At 60.6% G+C, this 23,800-nt stretch carries 25 protein-coding genes and 2 pseudogenes; 15 read left to right on the top strand and 12 right to left on the bottom strand.

The window, feature by feature from the left end; all coding sequences use genetic code 11:
- Positions 1-108 precede the first annotated feature (108 nt).
- From O3303_RS20645 to O3303_RS20685, 9 genes and pseudogenes are all read left to right on the top strand, one after another.
- Positions 109-1,830 (top strand): T9SS type A sorting domain-containing protein, encoded by a 1,722-nt coding sequence (locus O3303_RS20645; protein WP_269562011.1) that lies wholly within the window; start codon positions 109-111, stop codon positions 1,828-1,830.
- Between the two features lie 258 nt (positions 1,831-2,088).
- Positions 2,089-3,210 carry a Fic family protein gene (locus tag O3303_RS20650; RefSeq protein WP_269562012.1) on the top strand — a complete coding sequence of 374 codons (1,122 nt, stop codon included), beginning with the start codon at positions 2,089-2,091 and terminating at the stop codon, positions 3,208-3,210.
- A 799-nt stretch (positions 3,211-4,009) separates the two neighbouring features.
- Positions 4,010-4,585 (top strand): annotated as a pseudogene (locus tag O3303_RS20655) (recombinase family protein); the annotation flags it as partial.
- Between the two features lie 205 nt (positions 4,586-4,790).
- Entirely contained in the window at positions 4,791-4,958 is a 168-nt protein-coding gene (locus tag O3303_RS20660; protein WP_269562014.1) for a hypothetical protein, read from the top strand.
- Positions 4,955-6,283 (top strand): annotated as a pseudogene (locus tag O3303_RS20665) (ATP-binding protein). Before O3303_RS20660 ends, O3303_RS20665 begins: the two are co-directional and overlap by 4 nt.
- 198 nt (positions 6,284-6,481) lie before the next feature.
- Positions 6,482-7,048: a hypothetical protein gene (locus O3303_RS20670; RefSeq protein ID WP_269562015.1), complete on the top strand. Its 567-nt coding sequence runs from the start codon at positions 6,482-6,484 to the stop codon at positions 7,046-7,048.
- A gap of 221 nt (positions 7,049-7,269) precedes the next feature.
- Positions 7,270-7,503, top strand: a complete 234-nt coding sequence (locus O3303_RS20675; protein ID WP_269562016.1) for a hypothetical protein — start codon at positions 7,270-7,272, stop codon at positions 7,501-7,503.
- 600 nt (positions 7,504-8,103) lie between these two features.
- Positions 8,104-8,691 carry a DUF416 family protein gene (locus O3303_RS20680; protein WP_269562017.1) on the top strand — a complete coding sequence of 196 codons (588 nt, stop codon included), beginning with the start codon at positions 8,104-8,106 and terminating at the stop codon, positions 8,689-8,691.
- 108 nt (positions 8,692-8,799) lie between these two features.
- Positions 8,800-10,260, top strand: coding sequence for an IS1182 family transposase (locus tag O3303_RS20685; RefSeq protein WP_269562018.1), 1,461 nt, complete (start codon positions 8,800-8,802; stop codon positions 10,258-10,260).
- Positions 10,261-10,354: 94 nt separating this feature from the next.
- Here O3303_RS20685 and O3303_RS20690 read toward each other — a convergent pair whose 3' ends face one another.
- Complete coding sequence (locus O3303_RS20690; RefSeq protein ID WP_269562019.1) at positions 10,355-10,912, bottom strand: SMI1/KNR4 family protein; 558 nt, start codon at positions 10,910-10,912, stop codon at positions 10,355-10,357.
- A 231-nt stretch (positions 10,913-11,143) separates the two neighbouring features.
- Here O3303_RS20690 and O3303_RS20695 point away from each other — a divergent pair, with 231 nt between their 5' ends.
- On the top strand, positions 11,144-11,758 hold the full coding sequence (locus tag O3303_RS20695) for a porin family protein (RefSeq protein ID WP_269562020.1): 615 nt from the start codon (positions 11,144-11,146) through the stop codon (positions 11,756-11,758).
- 147 nt (positions 11,759-11,905) lie between these two features.
- On the opposite strand, the gene O3303_RS20700 is transcribed toward O3303_RS20695, so the two are convergent.
- From O3303_RS20700 to O3303_RS20715, 4 genes are all read right to left on the bottom strand, one after another.
- Positions 11,906-12,814: an ADP-ribosylglycohydrolase family protein gene (locus tag O3303_RS20700; protein ID WP_269562021.1), complete on the bottom strand. Its 909-nt coding sequence runs from the start codon at positions 12,812-12,814 to the stop codon at positions 11,906-11,908.
- A gap of 91 nt (positions 12,815-12,905) precedes the next feature.
- Positions 12,906-13,085, bottom strand: coding sequence for a hypothetical protein (locus tag O3303_RS20705; protein WP_269562022.1), 180 nt, complete (start codon positions 13,083-13,085; stop codon positions 12,906-12,908).
- Positions 13,086-13,309: 224 nt separating this feature from the next.
- On the bottom strand, positions 13,310-13,684 hold the full coding sequence (locus tag O3303_RS20710) for a hypothetical protein (RefSeq protein ID WP_269562023.1): 375 nt from the start codon (positions 13,682-13,684) through the stop codon (positions 13,310-13,312).
- Positions 13,685-13,744: 60 nt separating this feature from the next.
- On the bottom strand, positions 13,745-14,086 hold the full coding sequence (locus tag O3303_RS20715) for a hypothetical protein (RefSeq protein WP_269562024.1): 342 nt from the start codon (positions 14,084-14,086) through the stop codon (positions 13,745-13,747).
- 85 nt (positions 14,087-14,171) lie between these two features.
- On the opposite strand from O3303_RS20715, the gene O3303_RS20720 reads away from it, so the two are divergent.
- Positions 14,172-14,405: a hypothetical protein gene (locus tag O3303_RS20720; RefSeq protein ID WP_269562025.1), complete on the top strand. Its 234-nt coding sequence runs from the start codon at positions 14,172-14,174 to the stop codon at positions 14,403-14,405.
- A 309-nt stretch (positions 14,406-14,714) separates the two neighbouring features.
- Positions 14,715-15,194: a hypothetical protein gene (locus O3303_RS20725; protein WP_269562026.1), complete on the top strand. Its 480-nt coding sequence runs from the start codon at positions 14,715-14,717 to the stop codon at positions 15,192-15,194.
- 50 nt (positions 15,195-15,244) lie between these two features.
- Here the strand turns inward: O3303_RS20725 and O3303_RS20730 are convergent, their stop codons facing one another.
- Together O3303_RS20730 and O3303_RS20735 are read right to left on the bottom strand one after the other, a co-directional pair.
- The gene (locus O3303_RS20730; protein ID WP_269562027.1) at positions 15,245-15,667 is read right to left on the bottom strand and encodes a hypothetical protein; all 423 of its coding nucleotides are present in this window, start codon (positions 15,665-15,667) and stop codon (positions 15,245-15,247) included.
- Between the two features lie 135 nt (positions 15,668-15,802).
- A complete protein-coding gene (locus O3303_RS20735) occupies positions 15,803-16,495 on the bottom strand; it encodes a hypothetical protein (protein ID WP_269562028.1) in 693 nt (230 codons plus the stop codon).
- A 290-nt stretch (positions 16,496-16,785) separates the two neighbouring features.
- Between O3303_RS20735 and O3303_RS20740 the strand changes: the two genes are divergently transcribed.
- The 3 genes from O3303_RS20740 to O3303_RS20750 all read left to right on the top strand — a co-directional run bounded on the left by O3303_RS20740 (position 16,786) and on the right by O3303_RS20750 (position 18,377).
- Complete coding sequence (locus O3303_RS20740; protein WP_269562029.1) at positions 16,786-17,241, top strand: hypothetical protein; 456 nt, start codon at positions 16,786-16,788, stop codon at positions 17,239-17,241.
- 93 nt (positions 17,242-17,334) lie between these two features.
- Positions 17,335-17,745: a hypothetical protein gene (locus tag O3303_RS20745; protein ID WP_269562030.1), complete on the top strand. Its 411-nt coding sequence runs from the start codon at positions 17,335-17,337 to the stop codon at positions 17,743-17,745.
- Between the two features lie 104 nt (positions 17,746-17,849).
- Positions 17,850-18,377: a hypothetical protein gene (locus tag O3303_RS20750; protein WP_155832743.1), complete on the top strand. Its 528-nt coding sequence runs from the start codon at positions 17,850-17,852 to the stop codon at positions 18,375-18,377.
- Positions 18,378-18,488: 111 nt separating this feature from the next.
- Here the strand turns inward: O3303_RS20750 and O3303_RS20755 are convergent, their stop codons facing one another.
- The 5 genes from O3303_RS20755 to O3303_RS20775 all read right to left on the bottom strand — a co-directional run bounded on the left by O3303_RS20755 (position 18,489) and on the right by O3303_RS20775 (position 23,552).
- Complete coding sequence (locus tag O3303_RS20755; RefSeq protein WP_269562031.1) at positions 18,489-19,199, bottom strand: hypothetical protein; 711 nt, start codon at positions 19,197-19,199, stop codon at positions 18,489-18,491.
- 122 nt (positions 19,200-19,321) lie between these two features.
- The gene (locus O3303_RS20760) at positions 19,322-19,924 is read right to left on the bottom strand and encodes a DUF1016 domain-containing protein (RefSeq protein WP_269562032.1); all 603 of its coding nucleotides are present in this window, start codon (positions 19,922-19,924) and stop codon (positions 19,322-19,324) included.
- Positions 19,921-20,292 (bottom strand): DUF1016 N-terminal domain-containing protein, encoded by a 372-nt coding sequence (locus tag O3303_RS20765; protein ID WP_269562033.1) that lies wholly within the window; start codon positions 20,290-20,292, stop codon positions 19,921-19,923. The genes O3303_RS20760 and O3303_RS20765 overlap by 4 nt, the downstream gene beginning before the upstream one ends.
- Before the next feature lie 162 nt (positions 20,293-20,454).
- The gene (locus O3303_RS20770; protein ID WP_269562034.1) at positions 20,455-20,913 is read right to left on the bottom strand and encodes a hypothetical protein; all 459 of its coding nucleotides are present in this window, start codon (positions 20,911-20,913) and stop codon (positions 20,455-20,457) included.
- 242 nt (positions 20,914-21,155) lie between these two features.
- Complete coding sequence (locus tag O3303_RS20775; protein WP_269562035.1) at positions 21,156-23,552, bottom strand: RCC1 domain-containing protein; 2,397 nt, start codon at positions 23,550-23,552, stop codon at positions 21,156-21,158.
- Between the last annotated feature and the right edge of the window lie 248 nt (positions 23,553-23,800).

Consider the following 23,800-nt stretch of genomic DNA (forward strand, 5'->3'; position numbering starts at 1 on the left):
CTTTGGGGAGTTGCTTGGGGCCCATGCCAGGACTACCTTTATCCCTTGATCTCCTGATGCTACTATTTTCGGATGTTTAACTTTTACTTCTTGTCCTTTCCCGCGGTAGTGACCCGCACCTTGCAGGCCGTGTTGCTGCTGGCCTTGGTGCTGGCCACGCGGCTGCCGTCGGTGGCCCAGGCCCCAGCCTGGCAGTCGGCGCGGGGCGTCGCCATGGCTACCGCGGCGGCGGGCAGCAACTCGACCGTGGCGGCCACGGCCGTCGACGCGGCGGGAGACGTGTACCTGGCTGGGAATTTCGCGAACACGGTGGTGCTGGGCAGCACCTCGCTTACCAGCCTCGGCAGCTACGACGTGTTCGTGGCCAAATTCACCCCCGCCACCAACCAGTTCGCGTGGGCGCAGCGGGCCGGCGGGCCAGGCTATGACATTGCCACCGCGCTGGCCGTGAACGGCCCCGCCGTGTACGTAGCGGGCCATTTTGGCAGCCCCACGGTGGGCTTCGGTTCTACCACGCTGACCAATGCGGACGCGACGACGGGCACTTACGACGCGTTCGTGGCCAAGCTCGCGGACGCAGGGAGCTCGGGCGGCTTTGCCTGGGCGCAACGCGCCGGCGGCACCGACACCGATTTTGCCACCGCGCTGGCCGTGAACGGCCCCGCCGTGTACGTGGCCGGGGCCTTTGGCAGTCCCACGGCGGGCTTCGGGTCTGCCCTCCTGTCCAACGCAAGCATTTCTTACGACGCGTTCGTGGCCAAGCTCACGGACGCGGGCCCTACGGGCGACTTTGCCTGGGCGCAGCGGGCCGGCGGGCCTGGCTATGATTTTGCCAGCGCGCTGGCCGTGAACGGTTCCGGCGTGTACGTGGCCGGGGCCTTCGCCGGCCCCACGGCGAGCTTCGGTTCCACTACTTTGGCCAATGCGGGGGGGTACGACGCGTTCGTGGCCAAGCTCGCGGACGCGGGGAGCTCGGGCGGCTTTGCCTGGGCGCAAGGCGCCGGCGGCAGCGGCAACGATATTGCCCGCGCGCTGGCCATAGGCGGCCCCGCCGTGTACGTGGCGGGGGAGTTTGGCAGCCCCACGGCCAGCTTTGGCGCCACCTTCCTGACCAATGCGGGCGCCGGTACCGGCACCGCCGACGCGTTCGTGGGTAAGCTCGCGGACGCGGGGAACTCGGGCGGCTTTGCCTGGGCGCAAGGCGCCGGCGGCAGCGGCAACGATATTGCCCGCGCGCTGGCCATAGGTGGCCCCGCCATGTACGTAGCGGGCCATTTTGGCAGCCCCACGGCGGGCTTCGGTTCTACCACGCTGACCAATGCGGACGCGACGACAGGCACTTACGACGCGTTCGTGGCCAAGCTCGCGGACGCGGGGAGTTCGGGCGGCTTTGCCTGGGCGCAAGGCGCCGGCGGCAGCGGCAACGATTACGCCACCGCGCTGGCCGTGAACGGCCTCGCCGTGTACGTGGCGGGGGATGTGCAGAGTCCCACAGCGGGCTTCGGGACTATCCCCCTCGCCAATCCCAATCCCCCCGCTCCCCTCGGCTACCTGGCCGCCCTCACCGACGCCATCCTCACGGCCACCGCGGCCCGCCCCCACCGGCCCCCCGCCCAACTCTTTCCCAACCCCGCTCGGCGCACGGCCACCCTGCGCTTGCCCGCCGGGGCCGCGCCCGCGCCCCTTACCCTCACCGATGCCCGGGGACGGACCGTGCGCCACTGCCCCGCCCCGGCTGGATCCGAGGCCACGCTCGACCTGCGGGGCCTGCCCGCCGGGCTCTACTGGGTGCGCGGCGCCGGCCCGGCCCAGCGCCTGTTGGTGGAGTAGCGACCCCAGCTTGGATTATGGTGATAAATGTCTTGTCCTAAAATAGGTTGACCATCACTCTCGTTTTGGTAAACGAAATAAGGCCTAACTAAGCATATACATTAAATAGCAGGTTGTTTTAATGTCTGGTGTGCTGGGATGGGCAACTAATGAGGTCTAAATACAAGCAGACATTAAATACTGGTGCTACGTGATGTCTGCTCAGGAAGCCTTATATTTGCGCTCGCTCCAGGCCCCTTGATTCCCGCATACCCGTAGATGAGCTACCCCCTAAACCCCGACCGCAACACGCCTTGGAATGCTCTGCCGGAGATGCCCTTGGCACAGGAGCTAGTGGAAACCATCGAAATTCTGAGCCAGTTGGTAAAGTCCCGGGCCGCATTGGGGCGCCTGCAAGGCCGGAGCGCGGTGATTCCCAATCAAGGCTTGCTCATCAACAGCATCAGCCTGCAGGAAGCCAAGGCCTCCAGCGCCATCGAGAACATTTTCACCACCGACGACGAGCTCTACAAAGCCTACAGCGAGCAAGCCCCGGCGTCGGGCGAGGGTGCCCCCAAGGAAGTGCTGCGCTACCGCGAAGCCCTGTGGCACGGACACGAATACCTGCAGGACCGTCCGGCCTTTGACCTGGAGTACTTTCCGCAAATGTACCGGCAAATCACGCAGGCAACCGACGGGATTCGCCCGCCCGTTGCGCAGATTTACATCAAACAAGGCGGCTCCGGTCCCAATGCCGGCAAGGCGATCTATACGCCTCCCCGCGGGGCCGGCGTTCTCGAGGCGAAGCTGGCCAACCTGCTCGCCTTTATGAACGACGACGCGCGCTATCCCCTGGACCCGGTGCTGAAGATGGCTATTGGCCATTTTCAATTCGAAGCCATTCACCCGTTTCGCGACGGCAACGGGCGCACGGGCCGGGTGTTCAACATCCACTACCTGACCCAGAAGGGGCTGCTGGATTACCCCATTCTCTTCCTGAGTCGCTACATCATGGACCACAAGGCCGACTACTACGCCTTGCTGGCGGGGGTGTCGCAACGGGGCGACTGGAAGTCGTGGCTGCTGTACATGCTGCGGGCCGTGGAAAGCACCGCCAATCTGACCTACGATAAAATCAACGACCTGATGGCGGCCAAGGAGGCCATTCTGCAGGCCATCGTCGCGGACACGGCGATCGAGCGCCCCGAGCAGCTGGTCAACAGCCTCTTTACCCAACCGTTTACCAAAGTCAAGCACCTGACCGACGCTCATCTGTACGTGGAAAACACCGCCCGCAAGTACCTCAATCAGCTGGTGGACATGGGGGTGCTCGGCAAGAAGGTGATTTCCGGTCATCACTACTACCTGAATCTGGAGTTGAATCGCATTCTGAGCGAGTAACTGGGAAAACGAAAGTCTCTTCCTTCTGCTTTCTCGACCCTTTTCTTGAACGCGTGTCGCGAGCGAAATAGATGCTTTGTAGGGCCTAGACCCCGGGATTCGGGACAATTCCACGACGACTTGGCAGGCGTGACGTGATGCAGAAGGAGAAAGACGGTCGGCTAGCGTAGCGAAAGCAGCGAATGAACTAACTATGCTATCGGCTGGTCTTGGTGAGGACCAATTACTCGGTTTCGTCGTTTTGTTGGTTCCATTGATTGCGCTGAATGGCCTCTCCGACCAAGCACAGCGGTTGCTGGTCAACTTTGAATAGTCAGTTACTCAATCCGGCTGCACGTTAGCTGGTGGATTCATAATGGCTATCGTCGTCATCAGCATGAACAGCGTAAATAAGATACACGGGATGATGAGCACCCAACTCACCACACGCTGGGTGTTGGTTCCAGTACGCCCGAGTTTAAAAAGACGGTAACAGCCGGCCGCACCCAGTAAAAAGAACAAGCACGTGAAGGGGAAAAGGAGCCCGGCCATTTGAGGAACATTGCGTAGACATCGGGCTACGGTGCTGCCCAACTGTTAATCAAATGCGGTTTAAAAAGTAACCCAATTCGCTTAAGCAAAGTAGTTTGTGCTTGGTTTTTTAAACTGCTCCCTTTCTTAAACTGCTAAATTAATCGCCTTGCAGGTTGCGCCAGCGCTTGGAACGGCCATCCCTCGCCTTTACCGAGTTTAAGAAACTCGTCTACCGATCAAAGTTCACGAAACTGCGTTAGCGAATGAGTTTCGTAAACTCCGAATTATGAAAATTGGCTACGCCCGCGTCTCGACCCGCGACCAGAATTTAGAACTGCAGCTCGACGCTCTGACCCAGGCCGGCTGCGAACTCATCTACCAGGAAAAAGTCTCCGGCGCCCTCGCCGCCCGGGTTGAACTCGACAAGCTCTTGCTGCAGGTGCGCCCGGGCGACACGGTCTACATCTACAAGCTCGACCGGCTGGGCCGCTCGCTCAAGCATCTGCTCGACCTGGTGGCCGAGCTGCAGCGCCGGGACATCGGCCTGATTTCCCTGACCGATGCCATCAACACCCACTCGGCCCAGGGCCGGCTCGTGCTCAACTTGTTTGCCTCGCTGGCCGAGTTTGAACGCGAGCTCATCCGCGAGCGCACCCTGGCTGGACTGGCGGCCGCCCGCGCCCGGGGCCGCGTCGGCGGGCGCAAGCCGGGATTGTCTGAGGAGGCCCAGCGAACGGCTCGCGTGGCCGAGTTGCTCTACAAGGCCCAGGAACTGAGTGTCGACGACATGGCCCGCAGCCTGCGCATCTGCAAGGCCACCTTCTACAAGTACCTACACCACCGCGGCGTGTCCCTGCACGCCCGGCCCCTGCCCAGTCCGGTTGCCGGGGCTGTCTCGTGAGCAACCACCTACCGGTTGACGCCCGGGCAGGGCGTACCCAGTGGGATGCACCGTGCGGAGAGTAGCTCCAGGCGTTCCTGGGCAGCCACCGCACCTTACCGGTCAACGCATCCATCGGGTGAAGTTTCCAGGTATCTTTGCGTTCTCCCGTGTTTCCCTTGCTGTCATGAAGCTCCGCGACCGTTACCCCCAGCTGCAGGCCCCGGCCGTGGTCAAAGCCATCGTGCTACGCGCCGTGTACGCCTCCATGGCGCTGGAGAACCAGGCCGTGCCCTTGGCACGCTTGGAAGCGTTGTACGCGCAGACCGCGCCGGCCCCTTCCCCGCAGCCATGAGCACCGCCCGGGAACAGCAGAACGTGGAGTGGAAAGAGTCGTGGCGGGACGAATACCTCAAGTGGATTTGTGGTTTTGCCAACGCCCAAGGCGGGCGGATTTACGTCGGCAAAAACGACGACGGCCAAGTGGTGGGCTTGCCCAACATCCGCAAGGTGCTGGAAGATTTACCCAACCAGGTGCGCGATTTGATGGGCATCCTCGTGTAGGTCAACCGGCACGAGGAAGACGGATTGGAGTACCTGGAAATCGTCGTCGAGCCCTATCCTTACCCCATCAGCTACCGGGGACAGTACCACTACCGCAGTGGCAGCACGAAGCAGGAGCTCAAAGGCCCGGCCTTGAGCGCATTTCTGCTGCAAAAGCAAGGCAAACGCTGGGACGGCGTGCCGGTGCCGGGGGTCACGGCGGCCGATTTGTCGGCGAAGGCCTTTGACCTCTTCCGCCAACGCGCGGCCAAAAGCGGGCGCGTGGACGAGCAGGTCCTGCACGACCACAACGAGGCGCTGCTCGACAATCTCAACCTAGTGGAAGGCAACTACCTGAAGCGGGCCGCGGTGCTGCTGTTTCACCCGAGGCCTGAGAAGTTCATCACCGGGGCCTACGTCAAGATCGGCTTCTTTGCCACCGACGACGATTTGCGCTACCAAGACGAAGTGCACGGGCCGCTGCTGCAGCAGGTCGAGCGCACGCTGGATTTGCTGCAGACCAAGTACACCAAGGCCCAAGTGCGATACGAAGGCGCCAGCCGCCTGGAAGAACCTCCGTTTCCCGCTGCTGCCCTGCGCGAGGCCCTGCTCAATGCGTTGGCCCACAAAGACTACAGCGGCGGCACGCCCGTGCAGATTAGTGTCTACGAGCACCGATTGCAGTTCTGGAACGAAGGCGACCTGCCCGACAGCTGGACGGTGGAGAACCTGTTGCGCAAGCACCCCTCAAAACCCTTCAATCCGGACGTGGCCAACACCCTCTTCCGCGCCGGCTACATTGAATCATGGGGCCGCGGCACCCTGAAGATCCTCAGCGAGTGCCGCGCCGTCCACCTGCCGGCCCCGCGCTTCTACTTCGAGGCCTCGGGTTTCGTGGTGGCCTTCGCCGAGTACTCCTCGGCCTACTGGCAGCAACAAGGCGTGCGCGCGGAACTGATTCCGGTACTGCTCTACACGGGGCAACACGGTAGTATTACCAATACGTTGGTACAGCAGCAACTGGGCGTGAGCAAGCCCACGGCCACGCGCTACTTGGGCGAGTTGGAAAAGAGCGGCTACCTGCAGAAAACCGGGACCCGCGGAGCCGGAACAGAGTACCGGTTGATTGGCTCATGATTGGCTCACCACCAGATGGCGCTCAACGGCAATTGGCTGAATGGACGCTGTAAAGGCGTGTTTTCCGATAGGTGAATTGGCTCACGATTGGCTCACGTGATCGAATCGACTTATCTTTTGAGGTGTCGATCTGGGGTTCTATTATAACGAGCGTAATTTGTTGACACCTTAGCTGGAGCTATGTTTGGTCTGTTTTGTATGCGTCGGTTCTTCTGCCTGCTATGCTTGCTCGGCGGGCCTTCCTTCGGGTCCTGGGCCCAACGGGCGCTGCTGAAACCGGCCAATACCCCCCGCGACCTGGTGCGCGACTCCGTCAACCGGTTTGCCTGGCAGGTAAGCCGGCAAGCCACGAGCGTGTTTTACGTCGTGCGCTACCACGACACCGGGTACTACAACGAAAACGCCCAGGTGGGCACGGTCGTGTGGAAAGCCGCGGGCCGGTGCTACGCCCGCGTGTTCCGCCCCGGGGAGGCGGGGGCCGAGCCTACCCCGCGGTTGCCGCTGGACACGTTGTTCGCGATCTACCAGCAGCACCGGCTTTCCCAGCTCTCGGACCAAGTGCCCCCGGCAAAGGACGGGGCCCTGCAGGGGCCGGCTTACAACGTGGACCTGATCGTACGCGACGCCAAGGGCATACACACGGAAGGCTTCAACGTGCGGGCGCCGGCTCGGCATACTGAAGCGCTCGTGCCGGGCTCAAAAACGAAGTACGTCTACGATCCGCGGTGCGCGTGGCTCGACTTGTGGGAAGAAGTGCTGCCGTAGGCCGCGCAGTATCGAAGAAGCGCATTGCCGAGCTGGTAGGAAAAGTAGCGTTGACTCCGGAAATCTAACTAGGTCCCGTGTGGCTTTCTGTTCCTTTAAACAGCGCAATGCCGTTCACTGAAACGGTGCTGCCGTGAACAAGAGGCTAGTAAGTAGACCATCATGCTGGCCATTTGACATCAATAATGAGCTTTTTCGATTTCTTTAAATCCCCTCCGCTCTTGGAAGACCCTTTCTTTGGCCCGCTGCGGTTTATGAAAGGCACCACGGCCAACTACTACTATGAGGGATCGGGAGTGTTTGCCCCCACGGGCCAGACCATTGAGTATTTTATCGACTCGGATGAGAATGGCCCCTCTGAGGCGCAACGCGAATTCTACCGCCACCTTCAGATGGAGTTCAACACTTATGTTACGCAGATCAAGCCCCTGATCATCGACGAGTTTCGCAACTGACGACCGGACTTTGCCATCCAGGATTTTGGGCAAGAGTTCACCCTGTTGTGCGTCACGATTCCACAGCTTGATACCGCTCCGGTAGAATGGAATTTGTCCTTCAGCACCATCCATGACCTAGATCATGACATCACTATTTCCTTCCAGGATGAGCACGCGGTCCATATCCTAATTGATGGGTAAAGGCTAGTTCAAGAAAAGGGTCCTAGCTTGAACGCGCGCTGTTCGAAATAAGAAGCATTATTCCATGACTACCTACCATTCATTGCAAATTGCTCCAGCAGCGCAGAATCTTCATGTTTAAACCTGGAACTTCCGTTACGCTCATGGTGGCTTGGCCAGCGCACCGCCTTCCCGCAGGGTTTGTCTGCGAGGTGGTAAATGTGCTGGACGGCGGAGAAGCATACGAAGTGAGCGCATGGGGCTTCTTTGACGGTTTACAGCATCCGCCTCGTACGATTGTCGGCCGGTTCTTAGCAAGTGAAATGAGAGAGACGACTTTCCATCGACTGGGCTTGTAGTTAGAGGTGCATCGCTTAAGTCTAACGAAACGGTGATTCGGCGAAACAAGCCTATTTTGTGGCCCCTTACATGATTTGAATGGACGACCTGCGCCCCTTACTCTTGCCGTTACCCCTTACGCACCAGGCGGTGTTCGCTGCCTTGACCTGTGAGCGCTTGCTCCCGTCGGTAGAGCGGTTTGACCAAGCGGAAACGGAGAAAGGAGCGCCCATCTTTCGCTCGGTCATCGCGGCCCTGTGTGCGTTTGGGGTGCAGGAAGCCATTGCGCCGGACCAATGGGCGCACTTGCAGGCGCAGTTGGAGGTGTTTTGGCCAGATTTGGACGAGAGCACCAACCCGTTTGCCTCCTATGCCTTTGACGCCTGCGTGGCCTTGGGCGAAGCCTTAGCGCTGGTGCAGGATGGAGAGGCAGAACATGCCTTGCAGTGCGCCACAGCGGCCCGGGACACAGTGGATATGTACGTGCAGGACGTAACGGGCGTGGAACTGCCCTTGGAAGCATTGAATGCCTTCGTTGACGCCACGCCAGAAATGCAACGCGAAGTCGCGCGGCAGCTCGCCTTAGCACAGGCCTTGGCGACAGAGCGCCCGCTAACGGCCGCCGCGGTCGAGCAGCTGCGTGCCCAAGGTGGGAACGAGCCGTTAATAGACTTGACTGTACTATAGCCTAATCGTCTACAAAAACGGTCGTGGCTGTTGCAGAAGTGCTAGCCGGCAAGTTGCTGAATTCGTAGCAAGAGGATGCAAGGCAGGAAAGATTTCACCGACAAGGTCGTGACTCGTTTTCGGCTCTCCGAACGGGTTCCGACTCATAACCTGTACCGGCGGCTGGCCGAGCTGGTCGACTGGCGTTTTCTTTACGAAGAGACCAAAGCGCTCTACAGTCACACGGGCCAGCCCTCGCTCGACCCGGTGGTGTTTTTCAAGCTCGTGCTCGTGGGCCGGCTGGAAAACCTGATCAGTGACCGGCGCTTGGTCGAGCACTGTGCCCTGCGGCTCGATATCCTCTTTTTCCTGGGCTACGAAGTGGATGAGGAGTTGCCTTGGCACTCGACCGTGAGCCGCACCCGCCAGCTATTTCCAGCCGCCGTATTTGAGCGCCTGTTTGACCACGTCTTTGCCCAGTGCGTAGCCCAGGGGCTAGTGGCCGGCGACACGCAAGCCGTCGACTCCGCCCCGGTCAAGGCCAATGCCTCGCTGGAAGCGGTGCTGGAAAAGGGGCAGGTGAGCGCCCGCGGCCCGTTGCTGGTCACAGGTGAGCTGGTGGCCACGGCGCCTGCGGCTCACCTGGTAACGGCCCCGGCGCACCAGCTGCGGAATCTGGCCACGGCCCAGGCTCGGCGACAGGGCACGCAATCGGGCGCCTTGGGCGCACAGCATGACAAAGCCCGATTGCTGAGCAACAAGACCCATTATAGCCCCACCGACCCGGATGCGCGCATTTCCATTAAGCCCGGCAAAGCCCGGGCGCTCAATTACCTCTGCAGCCTAGCCGTGGACACGGCCCACGGCGTGATCAGCCACGTGCAGGCTGATTTCGCCGATAGCCGCGATAGCCTGCACTTACCCCGCCTGCTCACTGGGCTGCAGCAGCGGTTACGAGCGCAGCAGCTGCGCATGCATGAGCTGCTGGCCGACGCGGGCTACGCCAACGGCTTGAATTACGCCCTGCTCGAAGCCCAGCAGGTCACGGCCTGGATTCCGGTCTTTGGCCAATACAAGGCCACTATCGAAGGCTTTACCTACGATGCTGAGCAGGACGTTTACCACTGCCGGGCGGGCAAGGCGCTGCCGTTTCGCAAGTGCGATATGACGGCCGACGGCACCGGGCTAAAAATCTACTGGGCCACCTGCTCGGACTGCCAGCAGTGCCCGCTCAAGTCTACCTGCATACCCGGGGCCAAGCGCAAGCAGCTCACCCGCACGCTCTACGACGCACCCTACCGCCGGGCTTGGCAGCGCCAGCAAAGCCGACAGGGACAGCGCATGCGCCGGGTGCGCCAAGGCACCGTCGAGCCCGTCTTCGGCAATCTGATCCAGCACTACGGCCTGCGCCGGATGAACGTGCGTGGCCAGGCCGGGGCCCACAAAACCATGCTGCTCACAGCCGTGGCCTACAACCTGAAAAAGCTGCTCAAGCACCGTGTCAACCGGCAAGTGAGCCTGGCCATGGCCCTGCCACAGCCGATATTAGCCCTTATTAGGCGCTCGCAGGGCCCAACTGGCCGACCTTGACGCACAGATGAGACCTCGGACAGCAGCTGGCAGGAAAAAGAGGGTAACGAAACGAGTTCTGCAACAGCCACGGTCCGAATGGTGAAATGAGGGATTACACTTCCACGCGCCGGCCCTGTTCGTCGAAGCACTCCGCCAAGCGGTGGGCCTCGGCGACGAGCATCACGTCGAACCCCGCCCACTCATGGACCACAGTGCCCTCGGCCGTCGTGCGCTGCACGGCGTGGGTGTGCAAATCGATGGACAACCAGGGCCCCGTGTTATACCCAGCCAGGTACAAGCGCCCAGGCGTGGGCCCGCCACGGCGGTAACGGTTGAGGTCATCCACGTGAAACGGTTGCCACGCGGCGTCGCCGGTGCGCTCATAACTGTGGCGTAGGCCGTGAATGGCTAGGCTGGTGGAGAAGAGGTTCAGGCCGTTGTGGTGGGTGTAAAACGTGCGCAGTACCGGTGGCAAAGCCCCGCCCAGCGCCTGCTCCCAGGCGGTTAGTTCGGCATCCTTAAGCGGGGCAAACAGCTGGTGCAGCCATGCTTCGGGCGCGACGTGCGGCACGTGGCCCACCAGTTCCGTGCCGTTGGACAAAACGCGGTGCCCAAAGGATTTGGCTCGGTTGGTGACGGCGTATACCGCTTGCAAATACGCAGGAGTCATATGCAGAGAATAAGGCGAGCGCGTCGGGCAAACAACGCCGCGCGCAGCCAAAGGTAGGTCGCGGGCAGTCCGGGAGAAATCCCTCGCACCTCAGTTCAAGAAAACGGTCGGAAAGGCAAGACGAGGCTTATCGGATACGCGGTACTGGTATTTAGGTGCAGAAGTACAGCAGGCAATAGAAGCGCAGAACCGGACGTTCAGGCCGCGCAAACCAACACCAATCAGTTTTTTATGCACCGTATTTCCCTCTCCATCCTCCTCACAACGACTGCTTCCGTAGCCGCAGCCCAAACGGTACGTTTTGGCGTTAAAGCGGGCCCTTCCTACACCAAATTCAGGGGAGTGGACCCCGAACAGCTTAGCTCCGCGAGCAATGCTTACCGCTTGGGTTTCCATGCCGGCGTGCTGGCCGAGGTGAAAGTGACCGATAAGTTCTCCGTGCAGCCGGAATTGTTGTATTCGCAGAAAGGGGCCAAGAATAAGTTGGTGAACGAGATATATACTGTATTCTCCTACCTGGATTTGCCTATTATGGTCAAAGCGCGGCTGGGCGAAACCGGGGTTTTCCTCGAAGGCGGTCCTCAGTTTGGCTATTTGTTCCGGGCTACCTCCACCTTTATGGATAACTCCTATAAGGTGCGTGACAGCTACGAAAAAGTTGATGTGGGGTACGCCGCCGGCCTAGGCTATCAGTTGGCCAGTGGCCCACTCCTCGGCTTTCGCTTCAATGGCGGCCTTACTCGCCTCAATCAACCAATTATTTCGGGTGGCCAAATAAGGGCCACGGAAAACATGTGGAACAACGCGTTTCAACTGTATGCTGGCTACGTGTTGGGAAGCAAGTAGGGTACGCTAGCCAACTGGATGGTCCTCCACCGGTTGCTGCAGAAACCTACAGCGGAGCACTAGACAGGGAATTAAAGAAAGACTTTCTGCTAGCTTCTGTGTTTACGCAAACGGTCTAAATCCCGACCATTCTGACAAAGGAGGGTATTAAACAACGTGCTGCTGGGCAATCTGGAGCACGTTGTTTACCCATGCGTAGCCGTCTACCCGAGCAAGCTTTTGGAGCAGTTCCGGGGGGAGATGGTGCGGGCCAAGCAAGGCGCCGGCGATTTGGCCCGCCAGTGAAGCATTAGTGTCGGTATCGCCCCCCGCTGCGATGATGGCTGCGAACGTCTGGTTGAGCCCCAAACGCGGCACCTGCGCCGCGCAGAACAAGGCAAATGGCACTGAATCCACCACGTACCCACTCGTACCCAGCTGAGCCACGTCGGCAATGGCAGGAGAGCCCGGCAAGGCTTGTATTTCCAGGAGCCGGTCCCGCAACCGCGTGTCCGGGAGTTGCGGCACCAGTAGGTCAAGCAGCGATTCCGGGCCCGTCCACTGTTTGGAAAGCACCGCCCGCAGGGCTAACACTACGGCCAAGGCGCCCACGTACGCGTCAACGTGGCGGTGGGTAATGTGGCAGAAGTCGTGGAGCTCGGCGCGGTCGTACTCCGGCCAGAAGGCAAACGGGGCGATACGCATCGCCGCGCCGTTGCCCGCCCCGTATTCGCCTTCGCGCCCCACGCGGCTCCAGTGCCCGCCGGCCTGCAACTCCCGCAGGGCTTTTAAGGTGCTTGCTCCCAACCCGGTTAGCCTGCCTTGGGCATAGGCCGCCACCAAGTGGTTGGCGAGCGTTGCCGGCGCCAGACGCGGCCCCTGGCACAGGGCTTCCAACGTAACCAGAGTCAACTGGGTATCGTCCGTCAACTGCCACACGGGTCGCCGGGTAGGCGGGGGCTGCAGATAAAAGGTCGTCGGATCCGGCCCTTTGGGCAGGTTTTCGAAACCACTGCCCCAAGCGTCCCCAATGGCGCCGGCCAAGACACAGCCTGCTAATCGTTCCGGTGTGGTCATACCCAAAGGTGGTGAGGAATCCACCCACATTTACGGCCGCAGGTAGCTACGAACGGAGTTCATTCAAACGGTCCGAGTAGCAAAACGAGCATTATTCTGCCTTAGGCAGCACGGCAAGTAGCAGCCCGTGCCCGACGATGCGCCCGGGGTGCCCAAAGGAAAAGGCGCGGCCCACCAGGTCTTTCGACACCCGCCCCGCCGGGTCGAGGGCCAGTACGCGCACCTCGACACGGGCTTGCCCGTACGTGACGTGTTGAAACTCGCACGGCATGCAGCAGGCGGGGACGTCCCCCTCGGCCCACACCGACGTGCGGAGCCCGGGGCGAAGTGTAACTTCTGGCAAGAGCCAGGTGTACGCAAACACCAGCTCTTTCGTGTCGGGGTCGTTCATGGCACGGGCAGGGAGCAGGGAAAGGCAACAAAGGAACTACGGGCCGCGCATGCGCCGTGCTAGTTTGAGAAAACGGTGATTCGGCGAAACGAGCGTTTGTGCGGTTACGGTTCTGCTCGGAGCACGAGTTCCGTTACGCTTTGCTCGTACCACTCGCCGACTGGGGGCAAACCCATCATTAAACGCGGACCCGGTTCCAGCCCCCGAAAAGCACAGATGGTCTTCCAGCCGTGCGGGATTTCGTCCATGGGGTGGTCGTACTGCTGGCTGATGGCCACCAAGCGGTAGTGTTCCGTCACTTCCTGCCCGTTCGCCCCCAGGCCCATGGTCCGGAACGTGGTTCCGAGGGGAATGTCGTGTTCCTGGCGCATCACGAAGGCGAAGACCACGTGCGGGTCCTCTCGAAATGGCCGCGTCAAATTGGGAAATGCCCTTAGAACGTTTGGCGCAACCCGCCCCCGGAGAATCAGTTCAAGCATCGAGCAAGGTAGCGGACGACTTGTGTTCATCTAAATGGTCCAAATCGCTCAAAGGAGCGTTTAAGATTGGGCCTGACCCTTCAACCACTCTAGCTCCTCTTGTGCGACCTTTGGATGTATCGTGCTCATAGCATGGCTCTCAATTATTTTCATGCACAGCTGCCGGGTTGGCCCATCAGGGCAATGGTGCTCAACAAGTAGATGAGCAGCCCATAGATTGATGCTATAGTGGCCTTCTTGTAAAAAGCCGACAAATGCTTCCATTTGGTTGGCCGCAGTGAGGCCGCGAAATAGGGCAACAAGGGCTTGTTTCGCGGTTTCTGCGCCGGGGCCAGAGGGCGTAATACCTTGGAAAAAATTCTCCCGGCACTGCATCAGAAAGGAATCGGTCAAACGTTGCATTGTTCTGGTTGTCTGAAAAGCTGTCCAGCTAAAGGGTCGGAAAGGCAAAGGAGCGCTCGTCTTCCAGTGTAAGGTATCTTGGCCCATGCACAATCCATTCGAGTTGCTGGTGACCTATGCTGACTACCGGGAAGGCTTTGTCGCCGAGGTGTGGCTGAATAACATCCACATTGCCGAGGTTTACGAGGACGCGCAGGGGGACAAGCGGGTCGAACTATATTTCATGCAAAAGCAGGACCTATCGTTGCCTTTGGAAGCCCTACAAGAGACGTTGCAACGGGCGAAGGAAACGCTGTGGCCGACGGTCCGGCCCGAGTAAGGCCAGCCTTATATGGCGTGGGGTGCTTTGACTTTGTTCACAAAAACGGTACTGTTGTGAACGTGCTCTGTTTAGTTGAAGGAGCCAAAAAATAAGACAATGTTCACCTAATCTACCTGCCCGCGCGGATACTTTAGCCCCATGAAAAAAATCCCTGGTTTGCTAAGCATAAGTCTTAGGGCTGTTACCCTGCGCTCTTTTTTCGCCCTTTGTTGGCTCCTCGCTGCGGGAGACCCGGCCGCAGGCCAGCAACTGCGGGCCGGGTACGTCGTCACGACGGCAGGCGACAGCCTGCGCGGGGCAATCCATGTGGGTGGGCAGCCCCTGGACCGGCAGCGGCTGGTGCGGTTCGTACCCTTGGCCGGCACCAGCCGCCGGCACCTGGGGCCGACCCACGTCCGGGCCTATGGCTACGTGCTAGACCCGGACACGGTCCGCTACGTGGCCTTTTTCCTGTCCTCAGGCCCCGTAGGAACCGATGGCCTGTTTCTCAAACAAGTCGTGGACGGCCCCGTGCAGCTCTACGAACGCTACGCGGCCAATACCGCGCAGCGGGGGACGGCCATCACCCGCCGCGAATGGCTCGTGCGCCGTGGCGACCAGCCGCCGGTCAACACGTATTGGTGGAAGTTCGAAACAGATGCCGCGGCGTTCTTCCGCGGCTGCCCCGCCCTCCAGGCCGACCTGCAGGCCGGGCGCTACCAGCCGCGTGACTTGGAGCGCATCGTGCGCGCCTACAACGCGTGCGGAACGGCGCCCACGAGCCCCAGGCGCACTGGAGAGCACTAGTACAACGAAACGGTGGCAAGGTAAACGCGCTCCGTTCAGTTGAAGGAGCCTTACATATCCAACGAGTGATCCGTGGTGTCGGGTAGTATTGGGGTTTGCTGGTCTTTGGCCTTCAAATAGGTCCGGACGCGCCGCTGGAGCTGGTCGTTTAACACCAGCACCTCCTCGGAACTGTATTCCACGGTGTAGCGCCCTTTTCCGTTTTCTAAATCTCCGTTGGGCAAGAGCCTCCAGGTGTGGCGCTCTAACTCGCCCGCGCTGGTGCGGATTCCCTTGCGGTCAATGGTAAAGCCATGGTAAGTGCCGTTGGCCCGGTAGCAAATGCCCACGTATTTTAGGATGGGGTAGTCGGTGACCAACGTCCAGTATTTTTCGTTGCCGCCGGTCAAATGGTGTACCACTTCTGAGCCAGGATCCGGGTTACACGCGAGCAACCAGACTGGTAAGAGTAATAAGACACGCTTGGTAGTCATTTGATTGGCTCCGGTGGTAAAGACTTTTCATGGATTACGGACGTGGCAAGGTAATTCCGCGAACACGAGTAATTGTGATGCGTTCAAGAAAACGGTAATTCGGCGAAACGAGGGTCATAATGACTTTGGCAGTGCTTACATGAGGGGCCAGGTTTCCAAGGTGGGGTGGACGTGCAGCTGCTGCGCGATTGCCAGCGAACAGCCCAGCGCCAGCTCTTGGTCCTCCCCCTGGTAGAGGCACCACGTTCGGTTCGCAGCAAACGTGTAAGTGGGCCAACGGCGCTCCTGCTGGTACAAGTCAACTACGTTCCCGGCTTGCCCTTGCTCCAGCCAATCGGTAGGCAGACCCTGCACGTCCCAGTGGTACGCGCCTTCGGCCACCGACCCAAAAAAGTACGTGTCCGTCTGCGGGTCCAATACCTCGACCAACTGCTGCGCGAACGCCACTTCCAGGGCCAAGCTGCTGCCCAAGTGCGGGGGCCAGCCACCATAGGCGCGGGAGATGGCCTCGTTGCCAAAAGCAGGAGTAAAGGCCACGTCCAGTTCGGCCGCCACTTGGCGGTAGGTTATCGGAGTTAAGCGGTCCGGAGCTGGTTGGCCGTGGTGGATGCCATGCGTGTTCCAAAACGCTACGCGGGTGTTAAGTTGCTCCACCGTGCGGGCCTGGAACGAATAGGTGGCCACTGGAATGGAACGGTCAATGCCCAGGGGAGGCAACAGCTTCAGGTACGCCGCGAAGCCCAGCGGCAACCCTGAGACGGCGGGCACGTCGTCGGTCAACGGCAACCAGTCGAGCGGAGAGCGGTCGGAAACGGGGTATCGGCTCATGTCGGCCACAGTGGCAAGGAGGAAGTAAGTACCGCTCGTAAAAGTATGAGCACTCGTTCAGCGAAACGGTCGGAAAGCGAAACGAGGGTAAGTTTAATTCAGTAGTCGGACGATGCTGCTAGTACTTTAGGCGCATGAAACAATTGAAAGGGGGCTTTCTAGGAACTGTTTTGCTGCTCACTGCCTGCTCCGGCCCGCAAGAGGCGAAAACTGACACCCAGGCGCCATCCTCATCCATCCCGCCGGCTGTTAGCCCCAGTGGGTCGCCCGCAGCGACCGTGCGAGCTTTTTTGAAGTGGTACCTGCAGCACCAATCCCCGCTCAACTCCCTGCCGGTGGTTCCGGCCCGAATGGACGAGGACACGACCCAAGTGTATTCGGTTGACTTTCACGCGGTCGAGGACTACGTGCGCCTGTTGCAGAGTAGCGGCACCGTATCGCCCGTTTATCTGCAAGCGCACCGGCGTTATTTTCAGCAATGCGCGGATTCGTTACGCGCCCACCCGCAGACCGATGGCTTCGTTACTGGGCTGGATTACGACCACATCCTCTACACCCAGGCCGGAGACATCCAAACCCAACTCGTCCTCCGAAGCCAGCCCACCCGCGTAACGGTTGGCGCCGACACGGCCCAAGTGGTATACCGCTTCACCGAGCAGCAGATGAGCGAGGGGCCCAACCTAGCCTTTAGCTTGGCGGTAGAACAAGGACGGTGGATGATTACGGCCGTGCGCCCCCTTGAGTAAGCACTAATGAGTTCAAGAAAACGGTAATTGAGGCAAATCAGCCTTTCTTAGATACTGTATTTTCGTTCCTGCGCATATTCTACCTTTAGGCGTATGAAATATAACGTCCTTGTCCCGTTGGGCATCCTGCTGTTGACAAGCTGCGATAAACGTACGCCGGCACCACCGACCCTAGTCGGCGTGTGGAATCTGGAATCCATCCACTACCTGACCGATTACCAAGACGGCAGTCCCACAAGAGAACGGACATATGTGGCCCCCAGCGGCAGCGAGCAGCAGGAATTTACCGCCGATGGCCGAGTGTTTGTTCAACTCCCGGGAGCCGCCACGGGCTCATTTCACCCGTACCGCTTCGACGGCACCACCGTCGTGGTTTCCTTAAGCGCCTTTGACCTCACGTGGACTGTGCAGGAATTAAAAGCGCAGCGCTTGGTCTACAAGGAGATTTACGAAATACCCGGTAGTTCCGGTCAGTTAACGCAGACATTTACCTACAGCCGATAAAGACAGACGAAGCCATTCAGAAACGGCTTACAACCGACGGGTTAGACAAGTTGATAACGTCTACTAAAACGGTCCGAATACCAAAAGGAGCGTTATTTTATGAGATGAAGCAACTGCTTTTTGTCTGGATGTGTCTGGCGTGGTGCTGGGATGCCGTGGCCCAATCCGCTGGCCCGTTGCCCTTGCGGCCCGCGTTCATCAATGTGAATGCGGCGGCCCACGGCCTCCCGGGGTATGACACGGTGGCCCGCCCCGGGGTACAGCAAATTCCCGGGCGCCTGGCCTACGTGGGACCGTACCGGGTGTGGGTGTCGGGGGCCGGCGAGGTGGCCACGCATGCCGTGGCGGACCGGAATGCGCCGCACTTCGTGTATTCCCCCAGTAGCGCGTTTGGCTTTGCGGACTTTGCACGCTGCTCCAGCGTGCATGGCAACAAACTCGTGTTCGTCAGCATCACCGACGGCTACTTGCAACCCCGGCGGTACCGAGTGGTGGAGATGTCGCTGGACCGCCAGGCCGTGGTCCGCCATTACCGCAGCCGCTTGCCCGTCTGCGCCACCTACTCCGCGGACGGCACCCACATCGTGGTGGAAGCGCAGGGCCGCCAACAGAGGGTGCCTTCCGCATATTAGATGCCCTTCGCCAAACCCATGCGGCGACCCGATTACTCGAGTTCCGCTTCCTGCCCATTGAGTCTACTTTAACGGTCCGAAGCTAAACGGTCCCGGTCCCGGTACCGTTGCTTATGGGAAGAGCGCGATACGGTGTTCAATCAACTCGTACAGGCGCTGCACGATGCGCGGGCGCATCGCCTCAAACGCAGCACTGGCCGCCTCAAATTCCGGCGTAGGGCTGTAGCTTCCCGTGCGGGCCAGTTGGCGGCGACGGGGCTCAGCTTGCACCTGTTCGAGCGCGGCTACAGACAGCAGGGCTTGGCTGACCTGTGGGAGCGCCAACAGCTGGTCGACGTACGCGAGCACCGGCTCGAGGTAAAAATACACGGCTGCTTCCAAGCTTTCCCAGTCTTCGTAGGCCAGCCACTCGCTCACCACCAGCACACAGGCTACGGGGGGCGGCAACAACTGGGCGGCCTCGAAGTCGAGCCAGTACGTGCGGGGCACTTGGTGCGCCTGCTCCACCGCGTCGGCCACCCGGCGCACGGCATCGTCGGGTACGGGATACCGCCGCAGGATGCGCTGCGTGAGCGAGTGTCGGGCCTGCTCCAGCTGCTGCAAGGTGCGCGGTACATCATAGCCCGCTCGTTCCAACGCGTGGCGCGCCGCGGCATCGGGCACCTGTGCTTGGTGGGCCACCAGCCGCGTGAGTTCCTGCTGAAACAGGGATTCGGCGGCTGCCACATCGCCGTTGGTTTGCTGTAACAGCACCAGCCCGTGGCGCACGCCAATGGGGGTGCGTTGGCGCAGGGCGTGCAATTCCTCTTGGTAAGCTCCCATAGTAGTGCTAGCCCGCTAAGTTTAAGATAGGCTGTTCAATAAAACGGTCCGAACCTCAGAAGCGAAAGAACGGATGGACTGGAAGCGTAATGGCACCCGGTTGGACTTCTGACCGGCTACTGTCAGCTGTTGCCTAAGCGTTCTTGCTCCTCTCGTACCAACTGCTGCAGCTCTTCTTCCGACGGCAGGTTCATCTGGTATTTGCTCACAAACAGTTGCTCGGCCATGCCCGTTGTCGCATAGCGCACGAGAGTGTCGTTCTTCTGGGCACACAGAATGAGCCCCACCGGCGGATTGTCGCCTTCGGTCATCTCCTGCTCCCGGTAGTAGTTCAGGTACACGTTCATCTGCCCCGCATCGGCATGGCTGAACGCCCCGATCTTCAGGTCCACCAGCATGTGGCACTTCAGAATGCGGTGATAAAAGACTAAGTCAATGAAGTAGTGCGCGTTGTCGAAGGTGATGCGCTTTTGCCGGGCCTCAAAACAGAAGCCCCGACCCAGTTCTACCAGAAACGTCTGCAGGTGCGCAATAATCGCCGCCTCCAGGTCGCTCTCGCTGTAGCTGGCCCGTTCCTCCAGACCTAAAAATTCCAACACGTAGGGGTTTTTCACCACATCGGCCACCGCCAGCGGCTGCGTGCCGGCGTGGCCGGCCAGCACCGCCGCCTTATCGGTAGAGAGCCCCGTGCGCTCGTATAGCGCCGACTCAATGGCGCGCTTCAACTCCCGCACCGACCAGCTGTTTTAACCGCCTGCACCTCATAGAACGCCCGTTGCACCGGCCGGTCCAGGGCCAGCAACTCCAGAAAATGTGAAAAGCTCAGCCGGTTCAGCAGCAACTCCGGTGCCAGGCCCGGCAGGGCGTGCGGGCCGCTGGCCAGGGCCGACGCGGCCGTTGGGAAGGGCTTGGACGCATTCAATAGACCAGCTTGTTGCAATTCCGCAGACACGGTCTGCAAAATCAGGGGGTAGGCCCGGTAAAACTCACGGCACTGGTAAAGTCGCCGTTCTGCGAGCCCTTTGACGCCGTGCAGCTGCCGCGCCAGCTCCGACAGCAGCCGCCCGCTGCGTTTGCGCGTGCAGCTGCCCAATCTGTTCTGCTAGCAGCGAAAGCGTGCGTTCTTCCATCGGGACCAAGTTACGCTTGTCCAGTGAGTCGACCGCAAGGCATGCACCTACAAAAAAGCGGATTATCTAGCGAAAAGTTGGCCCTGGCTATTGTTCACTTAAAGGGTCCGAACCTATACCAGGGCCTAATCTGCCCCATAATCGTTGTTGAGACAACGCAAGCTTTTCACCGACACCTCGACCAACTGGCCCTGTGCATTCACCCCCCACGCGCGCCGCGGATAGGGCAGGTAGCGCTTATCAGCGGCCGGCACCCACTTATACAAAACAAAGTACTGGCGGGGCTTGCCCGTAGCCGTCGAGCAGTAGGTGATGTGCACCTCGCGCCCAGGCACCGCTGTGCGCACATGCACCGTGTCGATAATCTCAAACCGGGCCCGGTCCGTGCGGGCGGACAGGCGCTTTTCGAAGGCGAGCACGAGCTGGCCATTGCGGCATTCGGCCTGCGTCTTGGCGTAGCACGCGAGTGAATTGCCACTTTCTTCGAGCAGGGCGCCCTGGCAGGAGAAATAACCCGGCAGCACGATGCGCGGCGGGCGGGCTGCCCCGGAGTTGAGGTAGAATAGGATCAGCAGAAACAGCACGCGCATGGGATGATCTGATAAAAGGGAGCGTACAAGACGTCGTTGTACAAGGTAAGCGCCCGAATATAAAGCCTCGCGATCATCCTCCCCTTAGTTCAAATTAGCAGTTGGAATCGCTAAAACGAGGGTCTTCCTTCGGGTGCGCTGGTTTGGAACCGCCTTGGGCGAGAACAATCCGCTCGGAGTAACGCTGGAGGCATATCGTCTGCTTGAGCACGCTTCTCTATTCCACCGCTAGTTCTTCATTCCACTACTAGGCGCAGGGTGCGCGTGGCACTTTTCGTGGTGGCCCGAAGCAGGTACAAGCCGGGAGTGAGGTCTGTTAGTACGATTTCAGGAGAGGCAGCGGTGTGCACCAAGCGGCCCTGCGTATCAAACACCTGCACCTCGACCTCTTTTGTCGGCAGGCCCCGCAATTGTACTCGGCGCTGGGCAGGATTAGGAACGAGTTGCCAGCTACCCGCGGCGGTAGTGGCCACCGTTGTCAAGGGCGTGCCGCCCGAAGGAATGTAGAGCGGCGTGGGATTGGCTACGGGCTGCGCTAACTGGCCACTGCTGTTCCAGCCCCAGGCCCACAGCAGGTTGTCAGCACGAATGGCCAGCATGTGGCTTCCCCCCGTGGCCACCCGCTGCCAGGTGGCCCCGGTGCCGACCTGCACGGGGACATTCTGCGTGGCCGTGGTGCCGTTGCCGAGTTGGCCAACGTTGTTGTTGCCCCAGGTCCAGAGCGTGCCATCGGTCCGCAGGGCGGCCGACACATAGCCGGCCGCCTGCACGCTTTGCCAGGTCGATGACGTCCCAATCTGCAAGGGGGCCTGCTGGGAAGTAAACGTTCGGTTGCCCAATTGTCCGAAGCTGTTATCGCCCCAGGCCCAGAGCGTGCCGTTGGCGCGAACGGCCAGGGTGAATTGGGAGCCCACGGCGACGTTGCGCCAAGTAGTGGCCGTCCCGATTTGCACGGGGTTGGATTGGTCGGCCGTGGTGCCGTTGCCCAGTTGGCCGTCGGAGTTGCTGCCCCAGGCCCAGAGCGTGCCGTCGGTGCGAACGGCCATAGTATGGCTCCCGCCTGCCCCTGCGCTTTGCCAGTTGGTGTCCGTGCCGACCTGCATCGGCGCATTTTGGGCAGGCAACGCACCGATACCCAGCTGGCCAGAGTTGTTGCTTCCCCAGGCCCAGAGCGTGCCGTCGGTGCGCAGGGCTACCACGTGGCGGCCACCGGCGCTCACACGCTGCCAGGTGCTGGCTGTTCCAATCTGGACGGGGGCGCGCTGATTCTCCCTCGTTCCGTTTCCGAGCTGGCCTTCCGTGTTCTCGCCCCATCCCCACAGGGTGCCGTCGGCGCGAATGGCCAGGGTGAAGCGGCCTCCCGCGCTCACGCTTTGCCAGGTAGCGGCGCCGATCGGTACAGTTGCGTCGCGGCTGGTGGTGGTGCCGTCGCCGAGTTGGCCGTACGCATTATTCCCCCAAGCCCAGAGGCTCCCATCGGCCCGGATGCCAACGGAGTGATTGTGGCCGGTGGCGACGGCGCGCCAGGTGCTGGGCGGCGCCACCTGAACGGGCGATGCCTGCAAGCCGGCGTTGTTGCCGAGCTGGCTACTCGTGTTATCGCCCCAGGCCCAGAAGGTATCATCCCGGCGCAACGCGACGGTGTGCGTCTCACCGGCATCCACGGCCTTCCAACCCCCTAAGCCGCCGACTTGCGTAGGCGCCAGGCGGCGGGCGGTGGTGCCGTCGCCAAGCTGGCCATACGTGTTATCGCCCCAGGCCCAGAGCGTGCCGTCGGTGCGGATGGCCACGGTGTAGCTGGCCCCGGCGGTGGCGCTTTGCCAGGTCGTGGCCGAGCCGATTTGCACGGGAACGGCTAGCGGGTTGGTGGTGCCGTTTCCTGCTTGACCGCTTCCATTACTTCCCCAGGCCCAGAGGGTGCCATCGGTTCGGATGGCCACAGCAGAGCCATTGCCTACGGATACCTGTCGCCAGGTCGTGGCCGTGCCGATTTGCACCGGCGTAGCGGCCGTGCTGCCGTTTAGGAGCTGGTAACTGCCCCAGGCCCACAAGGTGCCATCGGTGCGAATCGCGACGGTGTTCTGGGCACCCGCGGCAACGCTTTGCCAGGTGGCCGTGCCCACCTGCACGGGGGCATCCTGCGGGGCTGTGATGCCGTTGCCGAGCTGGCCATACGTGTTATTGCCCCAGGCCCAGAGCGTGCCATCGGCCCGGATGGCTTCCACGTGTCTCTCGCCGGCCGACACACTTTGCCACACATCGGTCCCTACTTGTGCGGGCTGGGATCGGCTGCCGCCAGTGCTGGCCGCGCCCAATTGACCGTTGTCGTTGCCGCCCCAGGTCCACAGCGTGCCGTCGGTGCGCAAGGCGACCGTAAAACTTTGGCCCGCTGCCACCGACAGCCAGTTTGCATCGAATCCCACCTTTTCTGGCGCCGCATGGTTGGCGTATGACCCATCGCCCAGTTGGCCGGAGGTATTGGCCCCCCACGTCCACAAGGTCCCGTCGGGGTGAATGGAAGCCGTGTGCGAACCACCCGCGGCAATGAGTTGTGGCTGGTTTTGAGCCTGGGCCGTTAGTGCAGCAGCCCACAGGCTAAGCACAGCCCATAGAAGACGCGTAATGTTCGACATATAAGGGGATGGGAAACGTAGAAAACTAGACGAAGTCAAACGCCGGGGGAGCAATATGATTGCCGGCCAAGACAAATATACCGGCTCCCTCTAACCACCAGCCCTCCGCGTTGCCGCAGTTCGCTGGTAGAGCGCCGCCAGCCCCTGCTCCTCAGGACTTGCTGCCTGCCAGGGTTAAACTTCTTTCTCATTGCCGCCCGCTCGTTGCAGCCCGAAGCCATGCTGTTTCAACGGGGCTACTGGTCAGT

Origin of the sequence: Hymenobacter canadensis, from assembly GCF_027359925.1 — a bacterium.
Classification (GTDB): domain Bacteria; phylum Bacteroidota; class Bacteroidia; order Cytophagales; family Hymenobacteraceae; genus Hymenobacter; species Hymenobacter canadensis.

What these genes read in the sequence shown, in the direction of transcription:
- O3303_RS20650 (WP_269562012.1), top strand. Translation starts at nt 2,089, where the DNA reads ATGAGCTACCCCCTAAACCCCGACCGCAACACGCCTTGGAATGCTCTG.
- O3303_RS20660 (WP_269562014.1), top strand. Translation starts at nt 4,791, where the DNA reads ATGAAGCTCCGCGACCGTTACCCCCAGCTGCAGGCCCCGGCCGTGGTC.
- O3303_RS20670 (WP_269562015.1), top strand. Translation starts at nt 6,482, where the DNA reads ATGCGTCGGTTCTTCTGCCTGCTATGCTTGCTCGGCGGGCCTTCCTTC.
- O3303_RS20680 (WP_269562017.1), top strand. Translation starts at nt 8,104, where the DNA reads ATGGACGACCTGCGCCCCTTACTCTTGCCGTTACCCCTTACGCACCAG.
- O3303_RS20690 (WP_269562019.1), bottom strand. Translation starts at nt 10,912, where the DNA reads ATGACTCCTGCGTATTTGCAAGCGGTATACGCCGTCACCAACCGAGCC.
- O3303_RS20695 (WP_269562020.1), top strand. Translation starts at nt 11,144, where the DNA reads ATGCACCGTATTTCCCTCTCCATCCTCCTCACAACGACTGCTTCCGTA.
- O3303_RS20700 (WP_269562021.1), bottom strand. Translation starts at nt 12,814, where the DNA reads ATGACCACACCGGAACGATTAGCAGGCTGTGTCTTGGCCGGCGCCATT.
- O3303_RS20705 (WP_269562022.1), bottom strand. Translation starts at nt 13,085, where the DNA reads ATGCCGTGCGAGTTTCAACACGTCACGTACGGGCAAGCCCGTGTCGAG.
- O3303_RS20710 (WP_269562023.1), bottom strand. Translation starts at nt 13,684, where the DNA reads ATGCTTGAACTGATTCTCCGGGGGCGGGTTGCGCCAAACGTTCTAAGG.
- O3303_RS20715 (WP_269562024.1), bottom strand. Translation starts at nt 14,086, where the DNA reads ATGCAACGTTTGACCGATTCCTTTCTGATGCAGTGCCGGGAGAATTTT.
- O3303_RS20720 (WP_269562025.1), top strand. Translation starts at nt 14,172, where the DNA reads ATGCACAATCCATTCGAGTTGCTGGTGACCTATGCTGACTACCGGGAA.
- O3303_RS20730 (WP_269562027.1), bottom strand. Translation starts at nt 15,667, where the DNA reads ATGACTACCAAGCGTGTCTTATTACTCTTACCAGTCTGGTTGCTCGCG.
- O3303_RS20735 (WP_269562028.1), bottom strand. Translation starts at nt 16,495, where the DNA reads ATGAGCCGATACCCCGTTTCCGACCGCTCTCCGCTCGACTGGTTGCCG.
- O3303_RS20745 (WP_269562030.1), top strand. Translation starts at nt 17,335, where the DNA reads ATGAAATATAACGTCCTTGTCCCGTTGGGCATCCTGCTGTTGACAAGC.
- O3303_RS20750 (WP_155832743.1), top strand. Translation starts at nt 17,850, where the DNA reads ATGAAGCAACTGCTTTTTGTCTGGATGTGTCTGGCGTGGTGCTGGGAT.
- O3303_RS20755 (WP_269562031.1), bottom strand. Translation starts at nt 19,199, where the DNA reads ATGGGAGCTTACCAAGAGGAATTGCACGCCCTGCGCCAACGCACCCCC.
- O3303_RS20775 (WP_269562035.1), bottom strand. Translation starts at nt 23,552, where the DNA reads ATGTCGAACATTACGCGTCTTCTATGGGCTGTGCTTAGCCTGTGGGCT.